General features: G+C 71.7%; 10 protein-coding genes and 1 pseudogene. 5 read left to right on the top strand and 6 right to left on the bottom strand.

Features of this window, described 5'->3' with window-relative positions:
- Positions 1 to 9 precede the first annotated feature (9 nt).
- Complete coding sequence (locus Val02_RS05145; RefSeq protein ID WP_203897717.1) at positions 10 to 993, top strand: aldo/keto reductase; 984 nt, start codon at positions 10 to 12, stop codon at positions 991 to 993.
- 6 nt (positions 994 to 999) lie between these two features.
- Here Val02_RS05145 and Val02_RS05150 read toward each other — a convergent pair whose 3' ends face one another.
- The 3 genes from Val02_RS05150 to Val02_RS05160 all read right to left on the bottom strand — a co-directional run bounded on the left by Val02_RS05150 (position 1000) and on the right by Val02_RS05160 (position 5721).
- Positions 1000 to 2028 carry a LacI family DNA-binding transcriptional regulator gene (locus Val02_RS05150; RefSeq protein WP_239152415.1) on the bottom strand — a complete coding sequence of 343 codons (1029 nt, stop codon included), beginning with the start codon at positions 2026 to 2028 and terminating at the stop codon, positions 1000 to 1002.
- Positions 2025 to 4415, bottom strand: coding sequence for a glycoside hydrolase family 3 C-terminal domain-containing protein (locus Val02_RS05155; protein WP_203897718.1), 2391 nt, complete (start codon positions 4413 to 4415; stop codon positions 2025 to 2027). The genes Val02_RS05150 and Val02_RS05155 overlap by 4 nt, the downstream gene beginning before the upstream one ends.
- Before the next feature lie 88 nt (positions 4416 to 4503).
- Positions 4504 to 5721, bottom strand: coding sequence for an ROK family transcriptional regulator (locus tag Val02_RS05160; RefSeq protein WP_203897719.1), 1218 nt, complete (start codon positions 5719 to 5721; stop codon positions 4504 to 4506).
- 148 nt (positions 5722 to 5869) lie between these two features.
- On the opposite strand from Val02_RS05160, the gene Val02_RS05165 reads away from it, so the two are divergent.
- The 3 genes from Val02_RS05165 (at position 5870) to Val02_RS05175 (ending at position 9458) form a co-directional block, all read left to right on the top strand.
- Positions 5870 to 7546, top strand: a complete 1677-nt coding sequence (locus tag Val02_RS05165) for an extracellular solute-binding protein (RefSeq protein ID WP_239152417.1) — start codon at positions 5870 to 5872, stop codon at positions 7544 to 7546.
- 86 nt (positions 7547 to 7632) lie between these two features.
- Positions 7633 to 8559 carry an ABC transporter permease gene (locus Val02_RS05170; RefSeq protein WP_239152419.1) on the top strand — a complete coding sequence of 309 codons (927 nt, stop codon included), beginning with the start codon at positions 7633 to 7635 and terminating at the stop codon, positions 8557 to 8559.
- Positions 8556 to 9458, top strand: a complete 903-nt coding sequence (locus Val02_RS05175) for a carbohydrate ABC transporter permease (protein ID WP_203897721.1) — start codon at positions 8556 to 8558, stop codon at positions 9456 to 9458. Before Val02_RS05170 ends, Val02_RS05175 begins: the two co-directional genes overlap by 4 nt.
- 47 nt (positions 9459 to 9505) lie before the next feature.
- On the opposite strand, the gene Val02_RS05180 is transcribed toward Val02_RS05175, so the two are convergent.
- Both Val02_RS05180 and Val02_RS48925 read right to left on the bottom strand, forming a co-directional pair.
- Positions 9506 to 11122: a tetratricopeptide repeat protein gene (locus Val02_RS05180; protein WP_203897722.1), complete on the bottom strand. Its 1617-nt coding sequence runs from the start codon at positions 11120 to 11122 to the stop codon at positions 9506 to 9508.
- 68 nt (positions 11123 to 11190) lie between these two features.
- Positions 11191 to 11502 (bottom strand): annotated as a pseudogene (locus Val02_RS48925) (tetratricopeptide repeat protein); the annotation flags it as partial.
- 264 nt (positions 11503 to 11766) lie between these two features.
- On the opposite strand from Val02_RS48925, the gene Val02_RS05190 reads away from it, so the two are divergent.
- Complete coding sequence (locus Val02_RS05190) at positions 11767 to 13056, top strand: HNH endonuclease signature motif containing protein (RefSeq protein WP_203897724.1); 1290 nt, start codon at positions 11767 to 11769, stop codon at positions 13054 to 13056.
- 26 nt (positions 13057 to 13082) lie between these two features.
- Here Val02_RS05190 and Val02_RS05195 read toward each other — a convergent pair whose 3' ends face one another.
- Positions 13083 to 15392 (bottom strand): TIM-barrel domain-containing protein, encoded by a 2310-nt coding sequence (locus Val02_RS05195; protein WP_203897725.1) that lies wholly within the window; start codon positions 15390 to 15392, stop codon positions 13083 to 13085.
- Between the last annotated feature and the right edge of the window lie 59 nt (positions 15393 to 15451).

Raw genomic sequence — 15451 nt, forward strand, 5'->3', positions numbered from 1 at the left:
GAGTGCGCGGTGGACACACGCAGGCTGGGTGGGCTCGAGGTCTCGACGCTCGGGTTCGGCTGCATGGGAATCAGTCACGGGCTCGGCCCCGCCGCCGACCGGCAGGACGGCATCGCGGTCATCCGGGCGGCGGTCGAACGGGGCGTCACCCTCTTCGACACCGCCGAGGTGTACGGCCCCTACGTCAACGAGGAACTGGTCGGCGAGGCCCTGGCGCCGTTCCGCGGCGAGGTGGTGATCGCCACGAAGTTCGGCTTCGCGATCGACGGCGAGGGCCGGCAGGTCGGCGTCGACAGCCGCCCCGAGCACATCCGGCAGGTCGCCGACGCGTCGCTGAAGCGGCTCGGCGTCGAGGCGATCGACCTGTTCTACCAGCACCGGGTGGACCCGACAGTGCCGATCGAGGACGTCGCGGGGACGGTGGGGGAGCTGATCCGGCAGGGGAAGGTGCGCCACTTCGGGCTCTCCGAGGCGGGTGTGTCGACGATCCGGCGCGCCCACGCCGTGCAGCCGGTCTCGGCGCTGCAGAGCGAGTACTCGCTGTGGTGGCGTGAGCCGGAGGAGTCGATCCTGCCCGTGCTGCAGGAACTGGGCATCGGCTTCGTGCCGTTCAGCCCGCTCGGGCGCGGCTTCCTGACCGGCGCGATCGACGCGAGCACGACCTTCACCGAGCGGGACATCCGGGCCGGGCTGCCCCGGTTCAGCCCCGAGGCGCGCGCGGCCAACCAGGCGCTCGTGGACCTGCTCGGGACCGTCGCCGCGCGCAAGGGCGCGACCAGGGCGCAGGTGGCCCTGGCGTGGATCCTCGCGCAGCGGCCGTGGATCGTGCCGATCCCGGGCACCCGCAGCGTGACCCGGCTGGCGGAGAACCTGGGCGCGGCCACCCTGGAGCTGACCCCGGCCGACCTCGCGGAGATCGAGGCCGCCGCGGCGAACATCGAGGTGCGCGGCGACCGCTATTCCGCGCAGCTGCAGCGCTACATCGACCGCTGAGCCCGGTCAGGCGGCGGCGGTGCTCTCCCGCACGGTGAGCTGCGGCGGCAGGAGCGTCGACTCCGGCACCGCCTCCCCGTCGAGCTTGCGCATCAACAGGTCCACCGCCTGCCGGCCCACCTCGTCGGCCGGCACCAGCACGCTGGTGAGCGCGGGATGCGAACGTTCGGCGACCTCGTCCGGGCAGATCGCCACGACCGAGATGTCCTCCGGCACCCGCTTCCCGAGCCGGGCCAGGGCCGCCAGCACGTGCCCGACCGCCGCCTCGTTGTGCACGACGAGGCCGGTCAGCTCGGGCCGGGCCGCCAGGAGCGCCTCCAGCGTGGCGTTGATGCCGGCCGCGTGCTCGCCGCACGGTTCGGCGACGGCGTTGACCTTGAGATCCTCGGCGGCCTCCAGGAAGCCTTCCCGGGTGCGGTGCGCGTAGCCGGTGTCGCGTAGGTACACCACCTCGGGCGCCCCGAGCAGCGCGACGTCGCGGTGGCCGAGCCCGGCGAGGTGTTCCACGCAGGCCCGGCCGGCGAGGTGGAAGTCGAGGTCGATGCAGGTGAGCCCGTGTGCGTCGGCGGGGAAGCCGATGAGCACGCTGGGGCGTTCGAGGGTGCGCAGCACGGGCACCCGCGCGTCGCGCATCTCCACGTCCATCGCCACGATGCCGTCGACCAGGGCGCTCGCCGCGATCCGGCGCAGGCCCGAGGGCCCCTCGTCGGCCGTCATCAGCAGCACGTCGTGCTCGAACTGCCGCGCCGAGGTCACCACCGACGTCGCGAACTGCATGAGGACCGGCACGTGCATGCCGGCGCGCAGGGGCAGGACGAGCGCGATGACGTTGGCCCGGCGGCTGGCCAGCGCGCGGGCGCCGGCGTGCGGGTGGTAGCCGAGCGCGTCGATGCTGGCGAGCACCCGCCGCCGGGTGTCGGCGGAGATGGCCCGCTTGCCGCTCAGGACGTAGGAGACCGTCGACAGGGCCACCCCGGCGTGCGTGGCGACGTCGGCGATGGTCACCATGTCGGGGCGTTTGCGCTCGAGCGTCACCCGATCGTCACCACGGCCGTCGCGGCGAGATCCGCGCAGGACCGTCCAATGTGGACAACGTGTCGGCCGGTCGTGTCGCCGTTCCACCGAGAAAGATCTTTGGCGGGAACGCGGAACCGGACGGTGGCGGACGTACCGGGCGCCAGCGAGACGCGGGAGAACCCCCGCAGCTGTCGCAACGGCTGCCCACCGGGCGCACCGCGCTGCCGGGTGTACATCTGCACCACCTCCTCACCGGGACGGGTGCCAGTGTTGCGCACCCGCACGCCGATCTCCACTTCTCCGTCCGGCGCCACGGTGTCCGCGGAGAGCGTGAGCTCACCGTAGTCGAACGTGGTGTAGGAGAGCCCGTGGCCGAACGGGTAGAGCGGCGCGTCGCGAAGGTACCGGTATGTGGCGTCGTTGGCCACGATGTCGTAGTCGAACAGGTCGGGCAACTGCGCCGCGGAGCGGTACCACGTCTGCGTGAGCCGGCCGCCCGGATCGGCCGCGCCGAAGAGCACGTCGGCGAGGGCGTTGCCGTACTCCTGGCCGCCGTGCGCGGACCAGAGCAGGGCGGGCAGGTGCGCGTCGGCCCACCCGACGGCGTACGGGTAGCTGCTGCTGAGCACCAGTACCGTGCGCGGGTTGGCGGCGTGCACCGCGCGCAGCAGTTCCTCCTGGCCGTCGGGCAGGTCCAGGTCGGTGCGGTCCTCGGTCTCCCGACCGTTCACCATGGGATGGTTGCCGAGAACGACCACCGCGACGTCGGCGTCGCGGGCGAGCGCGGCGCAGCGGGCGAGCCCGTCGTCGACGAGATCGACCCGGAAGCGCGCCGCGTCCCGCGACGAACGGTCGGCGCGCAGCACCCCGTCGGCCCCGACGCCCAGGTACCGGCCGGTGGCGAGGTGCCGGATCAGCACGGTGCCCGCGGACCCGGCCGGCTCCGACCGGAACGTCTCCCGCACCACCCAGCCGCCCGGACCGCCGCGGTCGTTGACGATGACGCCGTCGTCGTCGGCCCCGAGATGCAGCCCGTTGGCGACGGCCCGCAGCGCGAGGACGCCGTTCCCCCAGTAGAACGCGTCGAAGTGGCTCTCCCTCGCCGATACGGACAACGGCCCCGCTTCGGCACCGGCGTGGACATACTGCCCGGCCGCCACGCACCACAGCGCGATCCGGTCGGCGCCGTCGTCCCGGGTGACCGCTTCGGCCCCGAGCACACCGGCGATCCCGTCGAACGCCGTCACCCGGTACGGCATCGTCCCGCTGTACCAGTCCTCGTACACGGTGTCGGCCAGCGGCCCGAGGACGGCGACCCGCCCTTCCGTTCCGAGCGGAAGAACCCCGTCGTTCTTCAGCAGCACGACGGACTGCCGCGCCGCCTCCCGCGCGAGCGCCCGATGGCCGGGGCAGTTGATGACCTCGGTGGTGATCCCCGCGTAGGGATCGGGCCCGAACTCGCCCAGCCGCAGCCGCACGGTGAGCGCCCGCCGCACGGCGGTGTCCACGTCCGCCTCGGTGATCAGCCCTCTGGCGATCGCTTCGCGGATTCTCGACGCGGTCGGCCCGTGGTCGGCGTCGTCCTCGGTGAAGCTGTCGATCCCGGCGCGCAGCGCGGCGGCGAAGCCGGCCGGGTGGTCCTCGGCGGCCCGCTGGGCGCCGGCGATGTTCGAGACGGCCGTCGCGTCGCCGACGACGAACAGCCCGTCCGGCGCGTACCCGCGCAGCGTGTCGGCGATCAGCGGGCTGAGGTGCGCGGGCACGCCGTTGACGAGGTTGTACGACGCCATGACGGCCACCGCCGCACCGGCCCGCAGCGGCGCCGCGAACGGCGGCAGGTCGTACTCCGCCAGCACCCTGGGGGAGAGCGTGCTGGAGGTGGTGCAGCGGTCGGTCTCGTTGTTGTAGCCGATGAAATGTTTCAGCGTCGGGGCGGTCTTGAGGACGGCCGGGTCGTCGCCGCGCAGCCCGCGCGCGTAGGCGGTGGCGAGTTCGCCGGTGAGCCACGGGTCCTCGGACCAGCCCTCCTCGTTGCGTCCCCAGCGCGGGTCGCGCAACGGGTTGACCACCGGCGCCCACACGTTGAGCCCGACGTGCGCGGGGTCCTTGTGGTGCATGGCCCGCACCTCGTCGCCGACGGCGGCGCCGACGGCTCTGATCAGCTCCGGGTTCCACGTGCTGGCGAGGCCGACCGCCTGGGGGAAGACGGTCGCGGGGCCGAGCCAGGCGAGGCCGTGCAGCGCCTCGGTGCCGGTCTTGAAGATTTCCAGGCCGAGGCGGGGGACGGGCTGCTGGTACTGGTGCAGCAGGCCGATCTTCTCGTCCAGGGTGAGGCGGCCGAGCAGGTCGTCCACGCGCGCGTGCGACGGCCGGTCGGGGTCTCGGAAGGCGGGGGTGGCGTCCATCGTCGGCCCTTCGAAGCGCTTCGACGTCCGGGGGGATGGTTGAGGCTCGCACCGTCCCCCGCTCCCGGTCAAGAGCGGCGTCGATATCTCAGCGAGCCGCGACGGGGAGGTAACCGCTTTCCAGCGTGGCGAGGGTGCCGACGGCCGCGCCGGTCGCGGTGGCGCGCGGGCCGAGCGCGGAGGCCACCACGCGGCAGCCGCCGGCGTCCGGGGCGAGCGTGCGGGCGGCGAGTTCGGCCTCGGCCGCCGGAGCGGTCCACGGTGCGAGGGCCGCCAGGGCGCCGCCGAGCAGGACCAGTTCCGGGTTGACGATGTTCGTCAGGAAGGACAGGCCGTGGCCCAGGTGGCGGCCGGCCTCGGCGAGGGCGCGCAGCGTCGGTGCGTCGCCGCGCCGGGCCTGCGCCACGACGAGTTCGACCTCGGGGGAGAGGTCGCCGTCCGGGTCGACGTCCGGCAGGGCGCGGGCCACGATCGCCGGGACGCCGGCCAGCGCCTGCAGGCAGCCGCGCCGGCCGCACCGGCACTGCGGGCCGGCCGGGTCGAGCTGGAGGTGGGCCAGCTCCCCGGCGAAGCCGCGCGCCCCGCGCAGGAGCCGCCCGTCCGCGACCACTCCGGCCGCGATCGCGCCGTCGGCCGTGACGTGGACGAAGTTCGCCACGCCGGCGTGCGGACCGTGTCGCTGTTCCGCCAGCGCCGCCAGGTTCGCCGCGTTGTCGATTCCGATGTCGAACGTGGGTGAGCGCAGCGCCTTGCGCAGTTCGCCGCGCAGGTCGAGGTCCCGCCAGCCGAGCTCGGTCGACAGGCGCACGACCCCCTGCGGATCCACGAGCCCCGGGACGCCCACCGTGAGGCCCAGCACCTGGCGGCCCTGTTCGACCACGCGGGCCACCGCCTTGGCCGCGATGGTGGCCAGCGCGCGCAGCTGGGTCTTCTCCTGCCCGGAGCCCCGGGGGAACGCGCGTCGCCAGGAGACCAGCTCCACGCCGGCGAGGTCCAGGGCGACGGCCGCGACCGAATCGGTGCCGATCTCGATGCCGATCGCCGCGTAACCGCCGCCGTCGAGCACGAGCATGGTGGCCGGCCGCCCGATGCGGTGCTCGGTGCGGCCGGTCTCGCGCACGAGCCGCCGGTCGATGAGGTCGGCCACGAGGCTGGAGACCGTCGCCTTGTTGAGGCCGGTGGCCGTCGCGACGTCGGCCCGGGAGCAGGGTGCCCGGTCGCGGATGCACCGCAGCACCACGGCCAGGTTGGTGGCCCGAACGTCGGCGAAGTCCGCCGCCTTCGGGCCGCTCTGCGTCGTCGTCACGGGTGCCGCACTCCTCCTCGACCCGGCCCCGCTGCTGGTCGAGCATTGCGGGGCCGGTGACCGTCGTCTAATTTGTTTATCGTCAAGCCGAACTAACTGTACAGGTCAAACCCCCACCCACACACCGACTCCACGAAGGGAGCGCGCCGTGGAGCCACCCCTCGCGGAAGCGTCCGCCGACCGACGGCGTTTTCTGGGCATGCTCGGCCTGGGCGCGGCCGCCGTCCTGGGCGGTCCGGCGCTCGCCGCGTGCAGCAGGAGACCGGGCGGCACGGGCAGCGCCACCGGTGCCGACGCGATCAAGGCGGTCCTGCCCGCGCAGAAGCCCATGAACCCCCTCGCCAAGCCCGATATCGACGGTGTCGGCATCATCCCAGACGGGTACCTGCGCTACCCGAGCACCCTGGTCGACCAGATCACCGAGAAGCCCGGCCGGGGCGGCACCTACAAGGCGATCGCACCCTGGTGGGGCCCGACCCCGCCGGCCCTGGGCGACAACGAGTACGTCAAGGCGGTCAACGCCGACCTCGGTGCCACCGTCGACACCAGCCAGCAGGACGGCAGCACCTACTCGGACAAGCTGAGCGCGCTGATGGGCGGCCGCGACGTGCCGGACATCCTCGTCGCGCCCAACTGGGAGGTCGGCAAGATCTCCCGCTTCGCCGACGGGGTGAAGGCGCTCTTCGAGGACCTCACGGATCACCTCAAGGGCGACGCCGCCGCCAGGTACCCGAACCTGGCGTCGTTCCCCACCTCAGCGTGGGAGTACTCGGTGTGGGGCGGGCGCCTGGCGGCCGTGCCGTTCCCGGTCGACGGCCCCTTCGCGTGGCTGCTGTACTACCGCAAGGATCTCGTCGACGCGGCCGGCAGGAAGGCGCCGACGAACATCGACGAGTTCTACCGGTTCGGCAAGGAGATGACGAACGCGAGCGCGGGCGTGTGGGCGTTCGGCTCGGTCTTCTCCATCGTGCAGTCGATGTACCGCTGCGCCGGCAGCAGCGAATCCGGCTGGCGCAAGAAGTCCGGCGGCGGGCTGGAGTTCAAGTACGAGACGCCGGAGTACCGGGCGGCGGTGGAGTTCACCGCGAAGCTGTTCAAGGACGGCCTGGTGCACCCCGACGTGGTCGCCAGCAAGGGCGCCGACGAGAAGCAGCTCTTCAAGGGCGGCAAAATCATCGTGTACCAGGACGGCGGCGGCGCGTGGCGCGGCATGCAGAGCGAACAGCTCAAGGTGCTGCCGACGTTCAACATGCAGCCCATGCCGCTGTTCGGCGTCGGCGGTGACCCCGTGCTGCACGGCACGGAGCGGCCAATCTTCTGGACGTTCATCAAGAAGGGCACCCCCAAGGACAAGGTCGAGGAGATCCTGCGCATCCTGAACTGGTGCGCCGCCCCGCTCGGCACCAAGGAGTGGGAGCTTCGCGAGTACGGCGTGGAGGGCAAGCACTTCACCCGTGGCCCCGACGGCAGCCCCGCGCCGACCGAGCTGGGCCGCAAGGAGATCGGCTCGCAGTTCCGCTTCCTCACCGGCCCGATCCCGTCGGTGGTGCAGACCGCCGACGTCCCGAACTACGTCCAGGACCTGCTCGGCTACTCCAACTCGCACATCAAGTTCCTGGAGAAGGACATCTTCGCCGGCCTCAAGCTCGAACTCCCGGCGAACTACGCCAAGCTGAACACGCCCACCGAGGACAAGATCCTCGACATCCTGCGCGGCCGCCGGCCGATCAGCGACCTCGACGTGGTCGTCAAGGAGTGGCGCGCCGGCGGTGGCGACGAGGGGCGCGCGTTCCTCGAGAAGGCCCTGAGCGACAACGGCCGATGACCCGCTCCTCGCTCACCGACCCGCCCGGGGGCACACTGCCCCGGGCGGATCGCCCCGCACCATCCACTGTGGACAGCACTGTTCGGATGGGTTTTACGCAGCGGCTGCGCCGGGACTGGCCGTTCCTCGTGATGACCGCGCCGGCCGCGGTGTTGGTCGTCGTGTTCCACTACGTGCCGACGCTCGGCAACGTCATCGCGTTCCAGGACTACAACCCGTTCCTCGGTGACAGCGCCGTCGGCTCGTTCCTCGCCAGCCCGTGGATCGGGTTCGGCAACTTCATGGTGCTGTTCGAGGACCCGGCGTTCTGGGACGCGGTCGTCAACACGCTCAGCATCACGCTCTTCCAGCTGGTGTTCTTCTTCCCGCTGCCCGTCTTCCTGGCGATCCTGCTCAACAGCGTGGTCTCCGGCAAGGTGCGCGGGTTCGTGCAGAGCGTCGTGTACCTGCCGCACTTCTTCAGCTGGGTCCTCGTCATCACGTTCTTCGTGCAGATGCTCGGTGGCGCCGGCCTGCTCGCCCAGGTGCTGCGACAGCACGGCTTCGAACCGGTCGCCATCATGAGCAACCCCGACGCGTTCATCGTCGTCGTGACGGCCGAAGGGGTCTGGAAGGACCTCGGCTGGGGCGCCATCGTCTTCCTCGCCGCGCTCGCCGCCATCGACCAGCAGCTGTACGAGTCGGCCGCCGTCGACGGCGCGGGCCGCTGGCGCCGGCTGTGGCACGTCACCCTGCCCGGGCTGCGGCCGGTCATCGTGCTGCTGCTGATCCTGCGCCTCGGCGACGCGCTCAGCGTCGGCTTCGAGCAGTACATCCTGCAGCGCGACGCGGTCGGCCGGCAGGCCGCCGAGGTGCTCGACACCTACGTGTACTACCAGGCGATCGTGCCGCAACAATGGGGCGTCGGCGCCGCCGCGGGCCTCTTCAAGGGCGTCGTCGGCCTGATCCTCATCCTGGTGGCCAACCGCCTCGCGCACCGGCTCGGCGAGCAGGGGGTGTATTCCGGCAAATGAGCACACATAATGCCTGGGAGGAACGGCCGACGCTGGTCGGGCGCCTCGGCAAGGGCGGCACACTGGTCCTGCTCGTGCTCGTCGTGCTGTTCCCGATGTGGTCGGTCGTCGTCACCAGCCTCGCCTCACGCAAGACGATCGACGCGGCCGGCGGCATGGTGGTCATTCCCCGGGAGTTCGACCCGTCGGCGTATCTGAGCATCTTCTCCGGCGGAACGGTCACCCAGGCCCTCTGGGTCAGCACCGTTGTGACGATCGGCGGCACGGCGGTGAGCCTGGTGCTGACGACGTTCGCGGCCTACGGCCTGTCCCGCCCCGGAACGCTCTGGCACCGGCCGCTGCTGTTCGTGTTCCTCTTGACGTTCCTGATCGCGCCGGGGCTGGTGCCCACTTACCTTGTGGTGACGGGGCTCGGCCTGAAGGACAGCCTGTGGTCGCTGATCCTGCCGAGCGCGGTATCGGCGTTCAATCTGGTCGTGATGCGGGCGTTCTTCATGGGCGTTCCCACGGAACTGGTCGACGCGGCGCGGATCGACGGCGCGAGCGAATGGGGAATCCTCTTCAGAATCGTCCTACCGTTGTCCAAGGCCGTGGTGGCGGTCGTCGGCCTCTTCTACGCGGTCGGCTACTGGAACGCCTACTTCAACTCGGTGCTGTACCTCGACTCCAGCGACAAGTGGCCCATCCAGCGGATCCTGCAGGGGTACATCCTCGGCGGACAGTCCCCGGCCGTCACCGGGAACGTCCCCATCAACCTGCCCGGCGTCACCGCATATCCGCCCAGCCTCGCCGTGAAGATGGCGGTCGTGGTGGTCACGGTGGTGCCGGCCCTGGTCATCTATCCGTTTGTACAGCGGCACTTCACGAAGGGCGTCATGCTCGGTGCCGTTAAGGGGTGAGTGGGTAAGAAGGGGTCCGGGCGATGGGTGCGCCCGGACCCCACCCGTCACTCGGTCAGTCCCGTGACCTCGGCGCTCCAGAAGTCGATGATGCGTCGGGTCGTCAGGACGTCAGGGTGACCGGGTCCGAAGACTCTCACCTGATCGTCGACAAGTTCTTCGAACGCCGCGACAGCGCCGGCCGGATCGCCGGCCTCGCCCTGCAATTGGGCGGCGACGGCCCGAGCTGCGAGGACGGCCGGGTGGTCCGGCCCATGGACTCTCGCCTGGTCACTGAGTAGGTCCCGCATTCCAGTCGCGGCGGCGATCGGGTCGTCGGTGCGGCCCTGCCAATAGGCGATGGTGCGAGCGGCGAGTGTGTTCGGGTGGTCCGGCCCGTGCACCCGCAACTGCTCGCTGACCAAGGTTTGGATGGCGGCGCCATCGGACGGATCGCCGACCGAGCCCTGCCAGAAGGCGAGGTTGAGGCGGATGACCAGAGTGTTCGGGTGATCGGGTCCGAGCACTCGCAAGTGGTCGTTCAACACTTGCTGCAGCGCCGTCACGGCACCGGACGGATCGCCGGCGTGGCCCTGCCAGTACGCAATCAGCCCGCGAGTCGTCAACGTGTACAGATGATCGGGCCCGAGAAGTCTCAATTGGTCCTTGAGCAGCTCGCGGAAAGCAGCGGCAGAACCGGCGTGGTCGCCGGACCCGCCCTGCCAGTAGGCGAGGTAATAGCGCGCCGCCAGCGAGTCGGTGTGGTCAGGTCCGAGCCGATCGGCGGCCATGGCGTGCAGGCGGCGGAAGTAGCCGGCGGCGGCGGTGACGAGTCCACACTCCCCGAGGCTGTGCCCAGCGCGGAAGAGGACCCCATGAGCGCCGTCGGTCTGCGACCACAGGTGACGGCCGCCCGTCGCGTGGAGCGCTTCGGTGCTGGTGCGCAGACTCTGGGCGTCGGCGTCTGCGCGTTCCACGGCGGGCCACCGTTCGAGGAGTGCGTCGGCGGCTGCTCGGGCGAGCCCGGGCGGCGCCGTCGGAGCGGTGGCCTCGCGGACGGCTCGTTGGAGCAGGGCATGGATGCGGATGGCGTCCGTCGACTCGTCGACCGTCAGCAGGCCGAAGCGGTGCAGCAGGTGCAGCGCGTCGAGGGTGTCCTCCGCGTCGACCGGGCGGTCGAGTCGGGCGGCGCAGTAGTCGGTCACCGCCGCCGTGGTGAAGAGGTCGAGCGGGATCGCGTTCGGGTCGAGGAGGGCGGCGATCTCGAGGATCGGTCGGGCCAGGCCGGTCGGCGGGTGTTTGTCGGCGCGGGTGATGGACAGCTCCCAGGTGGCCGCGACCGTGTACAGGTGCTGGTCGGGCAGCGCGTCGGGGGCCAGTTCGTGGAGGCGGCGGCGCTGGTCGGCGAGCCGCTCGCGGTACGCCGCGCAGGTCATGCGCAGGCCGTGGTCGGCGATGTACGCCGCGGCCTGCGCCAGAGCGAGCGGCAGATAACCCAGGTCGGCGGCCAACTCGTCCGCCTCGACGAGTCGTTGCGGGCGGTCGGCGAGCTTGGTGCGGAGGTAGGCCGTCGCCTCTTCCGGGGTGAAGACGTCGACGTCGATGACCTGGCGCCCGGACAGCAATGCGTTGTCGCGGCGGCGGCTCGTGACCACCGTCCGGCCGGCGGCGACGGTGGGGGCCACAGGCCGGTCAGGTCGTTGGGATCGGCGACGTCGTCCAGCACGACCAGCCAGCGCTTGCCGTGCGGCTCGGCGAGCCAGGCGAGGAGGCGCGCCGCGCCGTGCTCCGGGTCGGGATCGTCGAGGCCGGTGACCTTCGCGGCCGCATGGGCGTAGCCGGTGAGGATCCCGGCGCGGGAACCGGCGGTGATCCAGAGCAGGAGGTCGACGCGGTGCTCGTTCCACCAGCGGTGGGCCAGCCCGGCGGCGAGCTGGGTCTTGCCGACGCCGCCGAGCCCGGACAGGACCTGTCCGAGCACCACCGCCCCAGCTGTGTCCACCGCGGCGGCGAGGGCGTGCTCGGCGGGCCTGTCCTGCCGGTAGGGCAGGGGCGGTGGGACCACGCCGACGCGGCAGGGCCAGGTGATCGGCGCACGCTTCCCCCCCCGGAGTGCAGATGGAGGGTGCCGTGGTCACCGAAGATCAGGCCCTTGCCGTGCCGGGCGTCGATCGGGATCGGCGCGCGCATCGGCTGATTCTGGCAGCACATCGGGGGCGCCGTGTCCATCGATGCGGGAAACGGAGGAGGGACTCCGCTTTCATTTGGTGAACATGTGAGGGCTGTGGATAACGTTGAACGGCTCGCACGGGCGTTCGAGGATGGGTGCATGCGAGAGGCGTTGGCGGATGCGGCAGTCGATATGTCGCAGTGCCTTGACGCCAACGAGTGGACACTGTCCACAAAGGACTTGATCGCCAGTGTGCACTACGCGGCGCAGTTGCGGTCCTGGATCGAGGTGGTTCAGGCGCGGCTGGTGCGCGAGTGCGAGGGGCGCGGCATCCCGCGCGCCGAGGGTGCCACGAGCGCGGCGGTGTGGCTGCGTCAGACGACCCGGATCAGTGACCGCGCCGCCGGCCGGGTCGTGCGTCTCGGCAAGGCTCTCCACACCCATCAGGAGCTGGGTCGGGCGGTCACCGGTGGGCTCGTCAACACCGAGCAGGCCGCGGTCATCGCCGACACCCTGGACGCGCTGCACAAGGTCGAGCTGGATCCGACCGACGGGGAGCTGCTGTCGACGAAGGTGCCGCAGGACACGATCGACGAGGCCGGGGCGACCCTGATCGATTTCGCGGACTTCTTCGAGCCGCACCACCTCGCCACCATCGGCGAGCGGATCCTCTCCCTCGTGGCACCGGAGATCGGTGAGCGGGCCGACGCGGCGGCGCTCAAGCGGCAGCAGGCGGCGGCCCGTGCCGCGCGGCGGCTGCACCTGACCCCGTCGCACGGCGGCCGGGTGCGGATCTCCGGTTGGCTCGACACGGAGGACGCCAACCACGTGGCGGCCGCGCTGGATCCGCTGTCGAAGCCGCTGCCGGGCGCCGACGGGCCGGACCCGCGCACCGCCGGTCAGCGGCGTGCCGACGCCCTCGTCGAGGTGTGCCGGCACGTGGCGACCGGGTGCGCCGAGGACGGCGGCGGGCGGCCGCAGGTGATCGTGACGGTCGCTTACGACGCGTTGAAGCGGCGGCTCGGGACGGGGTCGTTCGACCTCGGGGGCAACCTGCATCCCGAGGCGGTGCGGCGGCTGGCGTGCGACGCGCACGTCATCCCGGCCGTGCTCGACGGCAGCGGGCTGCCGCTCGATGTGGGACGCGCGAAGCGGCTGGTCACCGGCGCCATGCGGCAGGCCGTGGAGCTGCGCGACGGGGGCTGCGCCTTCCCGGGCTGCGATCGTCCCAGGCGGTGGGCGCAGGCTCATCACATCGTCCACTGGGCGGACGGCGGGCCCACGTCCCTGGCGAATTCGGTGCTGCTGTGCGGCTATCACCACCGGCTGATCCACAGAGGACAGTGGGAGGTGCGGATGGCGCGGGACGGACTGCCCGAATTCCTGCCGCCGACCTACCTGGATCCGGCGCGGAGGCCACGCCGCAACGTGTGCCACCGACGGCCATGACTGCTCCGACCGCCGCCCCGGGCGCTCTAGGCGACACTCTTCCGGACGATCACCGTCGCCGGGGGAGCGCCCGCGCCCTCGACCTTGGCGAAGGTCACGCCGGTCACCCGCAGCGGGCCGGCGACCTCGACCACGAACCGGTCGTCCGAGCGGCGGGCGGTGATCCGGGTGTCGCCGTCGACGTCACGCACCACCGTCTCCGTCGCGACGCCGCCGTACGACACGAGGGTGACGTCCGAAAACGGGGCGTCGCCGACGAAGTCGTCCGGCTCGACGGTCGGGATCAGCGCGCCCCGACGGACGAAGAGCGGCGCGCAGTCCTGGGGCGTGCGGATGCGGGAGTGCCGTTGTCCACTGTGGACGGCCCCGGTCCAGTGGTCGACCCATTCGCCGGCCGGGAAGTAGACGCCGCGCTCGCCCGAGGGGTCCGTCATCGGGGCGACGAGGAGGTCCGGGCCGAGCAGGTATTCGAGGTCGGCGCTCCAGGCGGCCGGGTCGTCCGGGAAGTCCACGAGCAGCGCGCGCATCAGCGGGACGCCGGTGCGCGAGGACTCCACCGCGGCCGAGTAGAGGTAGGGCATCAGCCGGTGCCGCAGGCGCAGCGCCGACACCGCGTCGCGGCCGGCGGCCGGCGGAAACTCCCACGGCAGCCGGCTCGTCGTCCCGTGCAGCCGGACCAGCGGCGACAGCGCGCCGAACTGCGCCCAGCGCACGTACAGGTCGGGTGTGGGCGTGCCGAAGAAGCCGCCCGCGTCGTGGCTCCAGAACGGGATCCCGGACAGCCCGTGCGACAGCCCGCCGCGCAGCGTGCTGGCCATCGCCGGGTAGCTCGCCTTGACGTCCCCGCTCCACTGGGCCGGGTGCCGCTGGCCGCCGAGATACGACGAGCGCGCCCACACCATGCCGTGCCCGGCGACCTCGCGGGTGACGGCGGCGACCGCGTCGTTGAAGAGCAGCGTGTAGACGTTGTGCAGTTCGGTGCCGGTGAGGCCGTTGGCCGCCCGCGCGTCCGCCGGCACGCCCTCGGCGAAGTCCGTCTTGAACACGGCCACGCCCTGTTCGAGCAGGGGGCGCAGCAGTCCGGTGAACCACGCCGTCGCCTCGGGATCGGTGAAGTCGACGATGCCGCACGCGGGATAGCTGCCGTGCCACACGTCCGCGACGTAGGTCTCGCCCTCGGGCGTGCGCAGGAAGTGGCCCGCGTCCGACGCGTCCGCGAAGAGCGGGCTGTTGCGGCTCACGTACGGGTTGATCCACAGGCACACCCGGAACCCGTCGTCCGCGAGGGAGCGCAGCATCGCCGACGGGTCGGGGAAGTTGCGGGTGTCCCAGCGCAGGTCCGACCAGTTGCCGTCGACCTGCCAGTAGCAGTCGAGGTGCAGAACGTCGCACGGAATGCCGCCCTCCCGGATCCGGCGGGCGCGTTCCAGCACGTGCTCCTGCGTGTCGACGAAGAAGCCCGACGAGATCCAGGTCCCGAACGCCCACTTCGGCGGCAGCACCGGCCGCCCGGTCAGCGCGGTGTACCGGTCCAGGATCCCGGTCGGCGTGGGCCCGGCGATCACGTAGTACTCGATCAGGTCGTCCGGCACGAGGATCTGCACGCAGCTGTGCGTGCTCTGGCACATGTCGAACTCGATCGGCAGCCCGCTGTCGACCAGGATCCCGTATCCCCTGCTGCTCAGGTAGAACGGCACGCACTTGTGCGAGCGGTCGGACTCGGCGCCGAACGCGTCGAAGTTCCACATGAGGGCACGCTGGCCGCGCTTGTCGAGCGGGGTGAACTTCTCGCCGAGGCCCACGAAGCGTTCGTCGGCGGGGGTGGTGAAGCTCTCGTGATAGGCGGCCACCGCACCGTCCACAGTGGAGCGCCCGAACGGCAGCGTGCGCAGCCGGCCGCTGATGTCCTCCTCGCCCCGGTTCTGCGCGAGGAGTTCGCGGCCGCGGGAGTCCACGAAGCGCAGGTGCCACGGGTCCAGCGTGATCTCCGCCGTGACGGCCCCCGCGCCGACCCGCACGGTCCCGCCCGTGGTACGCACCTCGGCCGGCCGGGTGTGCGCCGGGACCAGCGGCAGCGCCGCCGCCGAACGGCTGCGCGCGTCGGACTCGGCCGACAGCCGCACCCGCAGCACGCCCTCCGCGGCGGCCTCGACGCGCACCACCAGCGACCCGCCGTCGCCGGTGCCGGCCTTGAGGGTGACGCCGGACGCGTCCGCCTGCACGAGTTCGGCGCGGTGCACGGCGGAGAGCCCGGAGTCGCCGGGGGCGCGCACCGGCAGCTCCGGCGGGTCGGCGACGAAGACCTCGTGCGGGACCAGGGGAGGACGGAACGGCATGACTTAGTTTCTTTGCTCTCCCAACTAACTGTCAACGGGGTGGTTGCCCACCCGGGTAC

It is taken from the genome of Virgisporangium aliadipatigenens, assembly GCF_016863615.1.
Lineage (GTDB): Bacteria > Actinomycetota > Actinomycetes > Mycobacteriales > Micromonosporaceae > Virgisporangium > Virgisporangium aliadipatigenens.